Origin of the sequence: Mesorhizobium prunaredense (assembly GCF_900156895.1) — a bacterium.
Lineage (GTDB): Bacteria > Pseudomonadota > Alphaproteobacteria > Rhizobiales > Rhizobiaceae > Mesorhizobium > Mesorhizobium prunaredense.
In genome coordinates, this window is sequence record NZ_FTPD01000023.1 from 441,299 (window position 1) to 453,476 (window position 12,178).

Annotated in this window: 12 protein-coding genes; 6 read left to right on the forward strand and 6 right to left on the reverse strand. The window is 61.7% G+C overall.

From position 1 onward, the window contains the following. Window positions 1–114: 114 nt before the first annotated feature. On the reverse strand, window positions 115–1,782 hold the full coding sequence (locus tag BQ8794_RS19755) for an amidohydrolase (RefSeq protein WP_077380313.1): 1,668 nt from the start codon (window positions 1,780–1,782) through the stop codon (window positions 115–117). A gap of 168 nt (window positions 1,783–1,950) precedes the next feature. Here BQ8794_RS19755 and BQ8794_RS19760 point away from each other — a divergent pair, with 168 nt between their 5' ends. Further along, window positions 1,951–2,982: a histone deacetylase family protein gene (locus tag BQ8794_RS19760; protein WP_077380314.1), complete on the forward strand. Its 1,032-nt coding sequence runs from the start codon at window positions 1,951–1,953 to the stop codon at window positions 2,980–2,982. Window positions 2,983–3,124: 142 nt separating this feature from the next. On the opposite strand, the gene BQ8794_RS19765 is transcribed toward BQ8794_RS19760, so the two are convergent. The 3 genes from BQ8794_RS19765 to BQ8794_RS19775 form a co-directional block, all read right to left on the reverse strand. Then, a complete protein-coding gene (locus BQ8794_RS19765) occupies window positions 3,125–3,673 on the reverse strand; it encodes a dihydrofolate reductase family protein (RefSeq protein WP_077380315.1) in 549 nt (182 codons plus the stop codon). A gap of 243 nt (window positions 3,674–3,916) precedes the next feature. Then, window positions 3,917–4,843 carry an SRPBCC family protein gene (locus BQ8794_RS19770; protein WP_077380316.1) on the reverse strand — a complete coding sequence of 309 codons (927 nt, stop codon included), beginning with the start codon at window positions 4,841–4,843 and terminating at the stop codon, window positions 3,917–3,919. Then, window positions 4,840–5,181 (reverse strand): ArsR/SmtB family transcription factor, encoded by a 342-nt coding sequence (locus tag BQ8794_RS19775; RefSeq protein WP_077380317.1) that lies wholly within the window; start codon window positions 5,179–5,181, stop codon window positions 4,840–4,842. Before BQ8794_RS19775 ends, BQ8794_RS19770 begins: the two co-directional genes overlap by 4 nt. Here BQ8794_RS19775 and BQ8794_RS19780 point away from each other — a divergent pair. Together BQ8794_RS19780 and BQ8794_RS19785 are read left to right on the forward strand one after the other, a co-directional pair. Then, window positions 5,180–5,464 (forward strand): hypothetical protein, encoded by a 285-nt coding sequence (locus tag BQ8794_RS19780; RefSeq protein ID WP_077380318.1) that lies wholly within the window; start codon window positions 5,180–5,182, stop codon window positions 5,462–5,464. The genes BQ8794_RS19775 and BQ8794_RS19780 overlap by 2 nt on opposite strands. Before the next feature lie 48 nt (window positions 5,465–5,512). After that, a complete protein-coding gene (locus tag BQ8794_RS19785) occupies window positions 5,513–7,156 on the forward strand; it encodes an MFS transporter (RefSeq protein ID WP_077380319.1) in 1,644 nt (547 codons plus the stop codon). 99 nt (window positions 7,157–7,255) lie between these two features. Here BQ8794_RS19785 and BQ8794_RS19790 read toward each other — a convergent pair whose 3' ends face one another. After that, entirely contained in the window at window positions 7,256–8,257 is a 1,002-nt protein-coding gene (locus BQ8794_RS19790; protein ID WP_077380320.1) for an NADP-dependent oxidoreductase, read from the reverse strand. Between the two features lie 127 nt (window positions 8,258–8,384). On the opposite strand from BQ8794_RS19790, the gene BQ8794_RS19795 reads away from it, so the two are divergent. Both BQ8794_RS19795 and BQ8794_RS19800 read left to right on the forward strand, forming a co-directional pair. Further along, window positions 8,385–8,987: a TetR/AcrR family transcriptional regulator gene (locus BQ8794_RS19795; RefSeq protein ID WP_077380321.1), complete on the forward strand. Its 603-nt coding sequence runs from the start codon at window positions 8,385–8,387 to the stop codon at window positions 8,985–8,987. Window positions 8,988–8,989: 2 nt separating this feature from the next. Then, window positions 8,990–9,850: an alpha/beta fold hydrolase gene (locus BQ8794_RS19800; RefSeq protein WP_244555033.1), complete on the forward strand. Its 861-nt coding sequence runs from the start codon at window positions 8,990–8,992 to the stop codon at window positions 9,848–9,850. A gap of 206 nt (window positions 9,851–10,056) precedes the next feature. Here the strand turns inward: BQ8794_RS19800 and BQ8794_RS19805 are convergent, their stop codons facing one another. Continuing rightward, window positions 10,057–11,478 carry a coiled-coil domain-containing protein gene (locus tag BQ8794_RS19805; RefSeq protein ID WP_077380322.1) on the reverse strand — a complete coding sequence of 474 codons (1,422 nt, stop codon included), beginning with the start codon at window positions 11,476–11,478 and terminating at the stop codon, window positions 10,057–10,059. Window positions 11,479–11,866: 388 nt separating this feature from the next. Here BQ8794_RS19805 and BQ8794_RS19810 point away from each other — a divergent pair, with 388 nt between their 5' ends. Then, window positions 11,867–12,151, forward strand: coding sequence for an SCP2 sterol-binding domain-containing protein (locus BQ8794_RS19810; RefSeq protein WP_077380323.1), 285 nt, complete (start codon window positions 11,867–11,869; stop codon window positions 12,149–12,151). Window positions 12,152–12,178: the final 27 nt, after the last annotated feature.

Consider the following 12,178-nt stretch of genomic DNA (forward strand, 5'->3'; position numbering starts at 1 on the left):
CTTGTGTCCGCTCTTCTGGCGGATCCAGTTCCCACTCGATTGTCAGCACACGGCGCATGGCTTGGCAAGCGCACATCTGAAATGTCGATCCAGAACCCAATTCCCGTGCCACCGTCAGGCCTGGTAGGTGATCTTGCCGCCGCAGATCGTCGTCACCGGCCGCACCGTATGCAGCGCTTCCGGCGCGGTCGCCTCGATGTCGCCTGAGAGCACCACGAGATCGGCCATAAAGCCTGGCTTGAGGCGGCCCTTGCGATGCTCCATGAACTCGGCATAGGCGCCTTCCACCGTGTAGCCCGCTAGCGATTCATGCAGCGAGAAGCTCTGGTCGGGATCGCTGTCTGCCCATGGTTTGCGCAGCACAGCCGCCTGAATGCCCAGGATCGGATCGATCGGCGACACCGGCCAGTCGGAGGCGAAGACGACGCGCGCACCAGCATTCTTCAGTGTCCGCCATGCATAGCTCAGCGGCCAGCGAGCAGGCCCGATGCGCGACACCGTTGGTTCCAGCGGCAAGCCCATGCTGCCCGGCGGATGCGGCGGCTGCATCGAGGCAATGACACCAAGCTCTGCGAAGCGCGATGTGTCCGCCGTGGTGACCACCTCGATATGCTCGACCCGGTGCCGGCTGTCGCGCTTGCCGTTTTGTTTCTGTGCAGCCTCGTAACCGTCGAGCACGGCGCGCACGGCGCCGTCGCCGATCGAGTGCACCGCCATCTGCAGCCCGCGCCTGTCGACGGCCACTGCAAGGTCGATGAATTGCTGCGGCGTGAACAGCGGCTCGCCAACCCAATCCGGACGGTCGGCATAGGGCTCGACCATCACCGCCGTCCATGAATCGAGCACCCCGTCGTAAAACACCTTGACCATGCCCGACGAAAGCCATTCGCCCGCGTAGCGCTCAGCCATATCAGAGGCTTTGTCGAGCATGTCGAGCGTCATGAAATTCTTGTAGTGGAACGGCACCTGCACCCGGCACAGCAAGTCGCCCTCGGCCTCGATCTCGGACAGGAGTTCAAGCTGGTGCAGATTGCCGTCCATGTTCTGGATCGAGGTGATGCCGTGCCTGGCGCACCATTCCAGACCGCGGCGCATGATCGCCCGGTCGGAGGCCTGCTCCACCGGCGTCGGCTTCGGGTCCGGCTCGCCGCCGGTGGCCAGGCCGAGCCGCACACGCTCCTCGCCGGCCAGCGCGATCAGCGGCCCAAAGGCCTCGCCCTCGCGCAATTCGCCACCGGCCAGCCCGTCGTCGCCCATGACGATCTCGTTGCCGGGACCAAGCCGCTTGCCTCTCAGCAGGCCGGCCAGTTCCAACGCCTTGGTGTTCGCCCACATTGTGTGGTGGTCGGGCGCCGCCATGACGAAGGGCCGGTCCGGCAGGATGCGGTCGAGGTGATGGCGGCTGACCCGCTCCGTCGAAGACAGGATGGTATAGTCGGCGCCTTGCGCCTGCAGGACGGATAGATCCGGCCGCTTTGCGGCATAGTTGCGCACAACATCGCAAAGCGCATCGAAACCGTGGACGCCCATCAGCTGGAGGTGATCGAGTTCGGCCGCGCCGGCGAAAAGATGCATATGCGCTTCGATGAAGCCGGGGACGACGGAGCCGCGCTCGGCGTCGATGACGCGCGTGCCGGGTCCCTTGTGTTCCAGCACGGTCGCGCGATCTGCGATCGCAATGATTTCGCCGCCCCTGATCGCTATGGCTTCGGCGCGGGGAGTATCGGGATCCATCGTCAATATGCTGGCGTTCTCGACGATCAGATCGGCCGATGGCGGCATAATTTTCTCCCGTTTGAGCTTAGGCTAACAGAGTCTTGGCGTCTGGCAAGCCGCCGCCACCACTCACAACAACGATCCGGGAAGCCCCTTGGCGGGGCTGAAACTCTCTGCCACAAAGCAATTCGTCAATGACGGATACGCAACCCGAAGAGCGAGCCGGCCGCCAAAATGAAGACTGTCTTCTCGCCTCTTCACGCCGGTCATGCCGGCAATTTCGAACTCATTTCGGGCGCCATCGTGCCGGCCTTCGAGAAGCCCTCGCGCGCCGAGTTCATCAAGGCGAGGGTGGAGAGCGAAAAGCTCGGCCCGGTGTTGCCGCCCGAGAGTCATGACCTCGCTGCCGCCAAGCAGGTGCATGCCAGCGACTACATCGATTTCCTGCCGACCGTATGGCCGCTCTGGGAAGCGTCGGGCCGGACCGGCTCGGCCCTCCCCTTCACCTGGCCGACGCGCGGCCTGCGCGGCGATGTGCGCCCCCAAACCATCGATGCGCTGCTTGGCTTTTACTCCTTCGACGGCGGCGCTGGCTTCGTCAAAGGCACCTGGGAGGCGATCAAGTCGTCCTATGATGTGGCGCTGACCGCAGCCGCCCTGGTCAAAGGCGGCGAGATATCAGCCTTCGCGCTCTGCCGCCCGCCCGGCCATCATGCCGGCGCTGCGTTCATGGGCGGCTATTGCTACATCAACAACGCCGCGGTTGCCGCGCAATGGTTTTGCGACCAGGGCGCCAGGCGTGTCTCGATCCTGGATGTCGATTACCATCACGGCAACGGCACGCAGGAGATCTTTTACAGCCGCGGCGACGTGCAGGTGCTGAACCTGCATGGCGACCCGATGACCGAATATCCGTTCTTCCTCGGCCATGCCGACGAGCGCGGCGCCGGCGCCGGCGAAGGCTTCAATGTCAACTACCCCATGCCGTTCGACACCGCATGGGATGTCTGGAATGCTTCACTGGAGGACGCCTGCGAGAAACTTGCAGCTTACGCTCCCGAGGTCGTTGTCGTCTCGCTCGGCGTCGACACGTTCGAGAAGGACCCGATCAGCAAGTTCAAGCTGAAAAGCGCCGACTATCCCAAGATTGGCCGTCGCATCGCCAAGCTCGGCCTGCCGACGCTGTTCGTCATGGAAGGCGGCTATGCCGTCGAGGAAATCGGCATCAATGCCGTCGGCGTGCTGACCGGATTCGAAGATCGGTAATGCATGTCGCCCAAAGGGCTGCCCCGGGCGTTCGACCCGAGAGAGCTTAGCTACGCCCCTTGGCCGCCGGTCGTCTGGAGCGCGCTTTCCCGGGCCCTCTCATTTCGACAAGCCTGGTTGGCGGGAAAGAGTGGATCGATCGTCATTGTCTGCTCTCCGGCGCGTAATGGAGGATGACAACACCTGACTTGAGCGTCGTCGTCTCGAGATGCTTCAGGGGTATCCGGTTCGGGCCACCCTTGAAGAGCGGCGTGCCTTTCCCGAGGATGACGGGGTTGATCCCGAGGTGATACTCGTCGATCAGGCCGTGCTCCATCAGGGTCGCCGTGAGGTTGGCGCTGCCGAACACGAAGATGTCTCCGCCGTCCCTGGTCTTCAGCTTGGCGACCTCTTCCGCGACATTGCCGTAGAAGAGCTTCGTGTTGTTCCAGTCGGCGCTTTTCAGCGTGCGCGAGAAGACCACCTTCTCGATCTTGTTCATGAAATCCGCGATCCAGCCTTGCTCGGACGGCCAATAGGCCGCCATGAGCTCGTAGGTCACGCGGCCGAAGATCAGCGTGTCGGCCTTTTCCTGGGTCTCACGAATGTAGTTCTCGAGTTCTTCTTCGAAGACGAACCAGCTGATGTCCCTGTCCGGACCTTCGAAGAAGCCGTCGACACTCACCATGTCCCATATGATCAGTTTTCTCATAGAACCGTCCTCTTCGTGTATCCCGCTGTGAATTCTCGGCCCTGTCCCGCGAAGCGGAAGCGCATGTTGGTGATCTTCCCCGCTTCCGGGACCTCGGTCTTCTCCAGCCAGCCCGGCTCCAGCCTGACCGGCTCATGCCCTTCTGACTGAAGCGGCGGATGCCGTCGCCAATGAGGACGGGCGCGACATGGATGAGACCTCGTCCACAAGCCCTAATTCGGGCCGACGAGAAGTTGCAGCATTTCAGCGGGATGCGACGAAGCGTTCCAGTTTGCCCAGAGTTTGCAGTCCCAGTTCCACGGCACCGAAGCCCTTCGCCTCCTGGAACTCGGCAGCCGTGCTGAATACCATGCCCAGCGTCACCTTCGTTGCCCCGTCCTGATCCTCGAACGAGGCCCAGGCGTCGGCATGTTTCGGCCCGTTCTCGCCCCAATGCAGCGTATAGCCGATCCTCTCCTCTGGCCGGACCTCGTTATAGAGATGGTGGTTCGGGAAAACCGTGCCGTCAGACGCGATCATCTCGAATACCCACTCGCCGCCCGCTCGCAAGTCGATCCTCTTCGTTCGACAGGAGAAGCCTTCCGGCCCCCACCATTGCGGCAGCGTTTCAGGGTTCATCCACGCGCCCCACACCATGGACCGCGGCGCCTGAATCACCCGCTGCAGCACCATGGTCCGTTCAGCCGCGCCCGCGAGGTTGCCCAGGCCGGCGCCGAAGCCCGCCCGGTAGCCTGCTTCCATGTCCTGCGCCAGCGAGGAAAGCTGCACCGTCACGACCAGTTGGCTGCGCTCGTGCGTGCCTGAAAGATTTGCCGTCACCAGCGCTGCTGATTGCGTTACGCCTTCAGATGAGATCACCTCATAGTTCACACTGCACACCGCCGGCTGCAATGCCAGCCAGCCGCACTCGCAGCGGATGTCCGAATGGCCCTCTGCCTTGCAGAGCGAGATCTCGCGACCACCCACCCTGGTGTCGGCCTCCAAAAACTCCACGGTGACCGAGGGCATCGGCGCTGCCCAGACTGCCCGCGCGGCAGGGGCCGTCCAAGCCTGCCACAGCACCGACAACGGCGCGGCCACGTCCCGTTCGAAGGTCAGCGTCGCAAAACGGTCCCTCCTATCATCAGGCGTCGTACGGGCCGTGCTGCTTGGATCCAGGTTCAGTGTCATTCTTTGCCTTCCTTCATCACATTCATCACAAATGCGTCCAACCGGTCGAGCCGAGCTTCCCAGATGGCCCGCTGTTCATCGAGCCATGTTCGCGCTGGATCCAGAGCCTCGGGTACGATGGCGCAGGTGCGTATCCGCCCGTCCTTGGACGTGGTGATCAACCCTGCCTCCTCCAGCACGGAAAGGTGCCGCATCACCGTGGGCAGCCGCAGTCCCGTCGGCCCAGCCAGATCCGTTACCCGCGCAGGTGTTTCGGCGAGCCGGCTCAGGATCGACCGGCGGGTCGGATCGGCGAGCGCGTGGAAGAGCAGCGAGAGATCAAGATCATGCTTAGCCATGTCACTAACTATCGCCCAATTTGCCGGTGGCGCAAGCGAAAACTTCGTCAAGTCGCTAAGTATTTTTTGCGCAACGCGCCGTTCGCGTTTTATCGGTTCACGGCAGAAGGCAGCGGGCGCGGCGGACGGAAAGTCGGTCACCTCACCGAAGCGCTTCACGCAGCCTGCAAGAATGGCCGCTGACCTGTTCCAGCCACCGCTATCTTATTGTTGGACCATGATCTTCTTTGAAAAGGCGTTCGCCCTTTGCGAAGTCATGCTCTACTTTGAAGGGACGGCATGAGGGCACCGATTCTGGAAAAACGCAGCATTTGAAGTCGGGGAAGCATCCATGATCGACGACAAGCCGGACAGCGAACGCGTCTCGGCGCTGGCGCCGTTCCGGCACGGCATTTTCCGCGCCGTATGGTCCGCCAGTCTGGTTTCGAATTTCGGTGGCTTGATCCAGGGCGTCGGCGCCGCCTGGATGATGACCACGATCGCCAACTCGTCCTATCAGGTTGCACTGGTCCAGGCCTCGACCACCTTGCCGATCATGCTGTTTGCGCTCGTTGCCGGCGCCATCGCCGACAGCTTCAATCGGCGCAAGGTCATGCTGATTGCCCAGATCTTCATGCTGATCGTCTCGGTACTGTTGACCGTGTTCACCTATCTTGACTTGATGACGCCATGGACGCTGCTCGCCTTCGCCTTCCTGATCAACTGCGGCACGGCGCTTTACAACCCGTCATGGCAGGCTTCTGTCGGCGACATGGTGCCGCGCGCCAAGCTGCCGGCGGCTGTCGCGCTCAACTCCTTGGGCTTCAACCTGACGCGCAGCGTCGGCCCGGCGATCGGCGGCATCATCGTTGCCGCCGCAGGTGCTGCAGCGGCCTTTGCCGCCAACGCATTGAGCTATGTCGGGCTGATCATCGTGCTGGCCCGCTGGAAGCCGGAATTGCCTGCCTCGACACTGCCACGCGAGACGCTGGGCGCGGCGATGGGTGCTGGCCTGCGCTACGTCGCCATGTCGCCCAATATCGGCAAGGTGCTGGTCAGGGGTGCGGCTTTCGGCTTCAGCGCCGGTGCGGTCCTGGCACTGCTGCCGCTGGTGGCGCGCAATGTCGTCAAGGGCGATGCCTTGACCTACGGCATCATGCTCGGTGCTTTCGGCATCGGCGCCGTCGGCGGCGCGCTGATCAGCGTCCGGCTGAGGCAGATCCTGTCAAGCGAGGCGATGGTGCGCATGGCGTTCGCCGGCTTTGCGCTCTGCGCCTTCAATGCCGCCGTCAGCGATCAGGCCTGGCAAACGTCGCTCGGGCTGCTCATCGGCGGCGCCTGCTGGGTGGTCGCGCTGGCGCATTTCAACGTCACGGTGCAGATGTCGACGCCGCGCTGGGTGGTCGGCCGGGTGCTCTCGGTCTATCAGACGGCGACTTTCGGCGGCATCGCGCTGGGCAGCTGGATTTGGGGCGTCGTCGCTGATGCGCATGGCGCCGAGTTCGCGCTGATCGCGGCCGCCGTTGCGATGCTGGCGGGTGGCGCGATCGGCCTCTTGCTGCCTTTGCCGCAGCAGGCGGTGCTCAACCTCGATCCGCTGAACCGTTTCAAGGAGCCGCATCTTGCGCTCGACCTAAAACTGCGCAGCGGGCCTATCGCCATCATGATCGAGTACATCATCCGCGAGGAGGACGTGCCGGAATTCCTGGCCACCATGGCCGAACGCGGCCGCATCCGCCGCCGTGACGGCGCCCGCAACTGGACGCTGGCGCGCGATCTCGAAAATCCCGCAATATGGATCGAGCACTATCACACGCCGACATGGCTCGAATACATCCGCCACAACAAGCGGGCCACCCATGCCGACGCCGTTGTCGGCGAGCGCGTACGGGCGCTGCACAGCGGCGACGAGCCGCCGCGCGTCCGCCGCATGATCGAGCGTCCGACAACTGCCGGCACGGCGATCGTCATGCCGAAGGGACCAATCGAGCATTAGGTTGACGTAGGGTTGTGGAGGAAGCACGCGCAAGCTCATTCGCTGGGCCCGCTTGCGCCCAGAAGCGGACGTTGTCGCCTGAAGCATTGCAAAGCTATTTCATTTCACCTTGATGACAACCTTGCCCTTGGCCCGGCCCTGTTCAATGTAAGCCAATGCCTCGTTGGTCTGCTCAAGCGGAAAGACGCGATCTACGACCGGGCGGATGACCCCCGTTTCGATGAGCGACGTTATTTTTGTCAACTGCTCGCCATTGGCCGCCATGAACAGGAACGAATATCGGACATCTGCGCGTTTCGCCCGCCGCCTGATGCCTGCGCTCAAAACGCGCATGACCAGGTTCAGCACCCAACTCAGCCCCTTCTCCCTGGCAAACCCAGGATCGGGCGGACCGGAGATCGAAACGGCGACGCCACCTGGCTTCAACACACGCAGGGACTTTTCGAGGGTCTTGTTGTCCTGGCTATTCAGGACGACATCGTAGCCCGAAAGCACTTTCTCGAAGTCATCCTTCTTGTAGTCGACAATGACATCGGCGCCCAGCTTCCTGACCATATCCGTGTTCGACGCGCTTGTTGTCGTGGCGACCGTTGCGCCGAGGTGCTTTGCCAATTGGATGGCGAATGTTCCCACTCCGCCGGAGCCGGCCTGAATGAAGACCTTCTGTCCTTTCTTCAGCTTCGCCCTTTCAACCAGCGCCTGCCAGGCGGTCAGCCCCACCAGGGGAATGGACGCAGCCTCTTCCATGCTGAGGTTTTTTGGCTTCAGGGCCACGTCCGCATCATTAATGGCGATGTATTCAGCGAAAGCTCCGATCCGACCGTCGCGCGCTCGCGCATAGACCTCGTCGCCCGGTTTGAACTGTCGGACTTTCGAGCCGACGCGAATGACCGTTCCGGCCACGTCATGGCCTGCGACGAAGGGCCGGCGGTAGGGCAGGATGAGCTTGAATTCTCCGTCCCTGATCTTGGAGTCCAGCAGATTGACGCTGGCGGCATGGATCTGCACCAGCAAATCATTCTCCCCTACTTCCGGCTCTGGAACCTCTCCAAGCCGTAGGGGAGCTCTCTTTGCATATCGATCGACGATGAAGGCCTTCATTGCAGCTTTCCCAAATTGACGAGACCCGGAGCGCCCCGATCGACATCTCCGATGCGTCGCCCTATTGCATTATGGTCACTTAATGATAATATGATCGTAATGCAATAGCTGATCCAAGGAGAAAAACATGCGCTACGAGAAAGGCCGGAAGGAAGCATCGCGGCAGCTGATCATGGATGTGGCGACCGAACGGTTTCGTTCTGACGGCATCGCTGCATCAGGTCTCGCCGGCATCATGGGTGAGGCGGGACTGACCAATGGAGCTTTCTATCCCCATTTTCCGTCCAAGGCGGCGCTTGTGCGTGAGAGTGTGGCGGCCGCGCTGGAGGCTCAGACGGCCCAGATACAGGAGCTATTGGCCGCCGGCGGCGCGTCATTGGCCATCGATACGTATCTGTCGGCGGAACACCGAGACAATCCAGGCAAAGGTTGCGCTTCAGCCGCGCTGTTGCCCGAAATTGCGCGTGAGCCGATCGAGACGCGCCAAGTTTACGCCGAGCACCTGCTCAAGCTCGTACGCCAGGTCGCGGCCGAGCTGACGCCCGACGCCCGCGACCCCGAGGCTATCGCATTCGGCGTCTTCGCGACCCTGATCGGCACGCTTGAGCTGTCCCGAGCGGTGAAAGGAACCAAGTTGTCCGATCGCATTCTTGAGGCTGGCGCGGTGGCGGCGAAGGCGTTGCTCCAGCCCCACGAGAACGGCAAGCCGGAAGATAGGAAACCATCGTGAACGTGCATCATCTGTCGCGACCTGCCGCGATCATCAAACACAGGGACGTGCCGACGAAAACGGTCGACGTCGGCGGTACGGAATTCGCCTACCGGGAACTCGGACCCACAACCGGGGTACCGGTGATTTTTCTTACCCATCTGAGTGCGGTTCTCGACAATTGGGATCCCCGGGTCGTCGATGGTATTGCCGCAAAACGGCGCGTTATCACCTTCGATAACCGTGGTGTTGGCGCATCAGGCGGCTCCACTCCCAACACGGTGGAGGCGATGGCCCGCGACGCGATCGCCTTCATCCGGGCCCTCGGTTTCGAGCAGGTCGATCTGCTCGGCCTCTCTCTTGGCGGCTTCATCGCCCAGGCGATTGTTCAGCTGGAGCCTGATCTGGTTCGCAAGATCATCCTCGCGGGAACCGGCCCAGCCGGGGGTACCGGCATCGACAGGGTGACGTTCGTCACCATCATCGACATGATCCGTGCCGCGCTGACCATCAAGGACCCAAAGAACTACCTCTTCTTCACCCAAAGCCCCAACGGCAAGAAGGCGGCGCGCGAATTTCTGCAGCGCCTCAAGGAACGGACCAATGACCGCGACAAGCCCATCGCGCTCGGCGCTTTCAGCCAGCAGCTCAAGGCAGTCCGTGCCTTTGGCCTTGAGCGCCCTGCCGACTTATCGCGTATCCGGCACCCGGTCCTCGTGGTGAATGGCGATCACGACAGAATGGTTCCCACCAGCAATTCCGTCGACCTGGCGCGGCGCTTCCCCAATGCCGAGCTGGTCCTGTACAAGGACGGCGGGCATACGGCCATTTTCCAGTATCACGGCGCCTTCGTGGAAAAGGCCCTGGACTTCCTCGAGGCCTAATCTGGCCGTGCCGGTGTGTCCAGTTGGTGAGCAAATGACGCTTCGATCCATGCGCTAACCTGACGGGCAACACCGTACACTAGATCGGGGGAAGCCCCTGAGGAAGGAACCACACGCAAGCTATTCGCCGAATCCGCGTTGCGTCGACAACGGACCTTCAGTCTGTTCCGGTAAGGCAAACCAGACTGCCAAGTGACACCCGCGCGTCAGGATGCGGCGCGCAGGCTCGTACGGACGCGCCGCCTGCTTGTGGCGCGGGACTTCTCCGCCACGACACCGGTGATCTCGACGACGCCGTTCTCATGTGGTTTGGCGTTTGTGACCTTGTGGAGACGCTCATAGGGCAACAGTTCCTTGACCCGGGCGTCGAGTAAGGCGACTTCGGCTCGCAGATCCTCGCATTCCTGCCTCTGGACATCGAGCTGTATCTGTTCGGATGCCTGCTGCAGGGAAAGCTGCGAAAAATTCGCGCTCACGGTCGAGAGGTGAATCTTGTCGTTTTCGTTCTCCTTTCTGAGAACGGACAACCTTTCCTCCGCAATTTGCTTTTCGGCGACAGCGTCGCTCCATTGAGCCTTGAGATTGGCGATCTCGCTCGCGGCTTGATTGTTCTCGTTCGAGGCGACTTCCAATCGTGATTGGAGGTTGCGAATTTCAGAACGCAGGCCGCCGATCTCCGTGAAACTACGCGCACGCTCGGCTTCCCTGTCACCTTCCATGATACGGGCCGCTTCCGTCATTTCCGACAGCTTCGATTGCGCGATATCGAGCGATTTCTGCAGCCGCATCTCCTCTTGTTCGCTCTTGCCGAGCGCAGCCAGCAGTTCCGAAAGTCGCGCCGCGTCACTGGCATGAATCGTCGAGAGCTCGTCCAGCCTGTGCCGCGCCTCAGCTTCCCGCTTCAGCGCCTTGTCGAAGTCGATCGACAGGCTGACATGCTTTTCCCGCAATATCTCGTTCTCGCGCGCGCATCGGTTGGCCTCGGCCGTTCTGGCCGAAAGCGTTTTGACGAGGTCGCCGAACTCCGCTTCGCGTTCTGCGCTCGCATTGCCTGCCACGACGAGTTCCAGCCTTGCCGCAGCCAGCGCAACGCGAAGTGCCTCCTTGTCCTCGGCCAGGCTTATCTCGCGCTGCTGCAGGGCCTCGACGGCGCTTTCACGCTCACGCTGCTTTCTGGTCGCATCGTGGAACTGCTCCGACAGCACTCTTTGCTGCGTGGTCAGGCTGACATTTGCCAGTTCCAGTTCGTTGGCGCGAAGAATGTCCCCGTGAAGCAGCTTCAGGAAGTCGCCTGTCAGGTGATGCGAGGTCGCGATCTCCGACAGTTTCGTGTTGATCTCCTCCAGATACTCCCGCGCATCGTCAAACAGCCCCTCAACGGCATCTAGCGCAGCCAGGCGGGTTTGTGTGTGGGAGGTCAGCCGCCGTGCGATCTCGGGAGTGTCGGCATCGTCCTCGGGCTGAGAGTTGTCATTCCTTGCCGCGAGATTCTCATCCGGAACGTTGTTCAACGGCGATTGGTCGTCCAGGTTGAGACACTCATCGAACGCCTCCGCCAAATCGGCTTCGAGTTCCTTGAATGCCCTGTCCACCGTCTCGGCACGCTTGATCAGACTTCTGATTTTCATGACTGAAACATCCCCTACTGTAACGCCATCTGGGGTCTCGATCCTCGCCTCCCGGATACGGGTTCATCCCCTTCCCCCTGATCGCGCGGTGGCGCATGAGGCGAGCCCACGCTAGGGACAGGCTTGGCCACTGTCCTCGTCTGTTTGAATGATGCAGACCTTGTAACTGCCAGTGTGGACAGCGTAGCTTCACTGCGGCGATAAAACCCATCATCATATCGGGAACCGCGTTGACGTAAACGTCAACCCGAAGCTATATGCGCCGGCGAACTTGATCGCGAAATGCGCAAGACGGCGACTTCGGCCGGATCAAAGTGCCCCAGGCCGAAGTGCCCCAGACCGAAGTGCCAATGGGTGCGACAAACGCAACGAGACGAGGAGAACGGCCATGGGCGTTCAGGAAATTGCCGACAAGATCAGCGCGCGCGTGGCGAGTGCCGGGTTCGATCGTTCCGTGAAATTCGATACCGGAGACGACGGCGTCATCGTCATCGACGGCGCTGCTGTATCGACCACCGACGCGCCGGCCGACTGCACGATAAAGCTTTCGCTTGACGATCTGGAATCGCTGGTATCAGGCGATCTCAACCCGACGATGGCGTTCATGTCCGGCAAGATAAAGGTCGAAGGCGACATGAGCGTCGCCATGGCGCTGAGCCAGTTGATCGGCTGATCCACTCCAATCCGGGATGGAAACAAG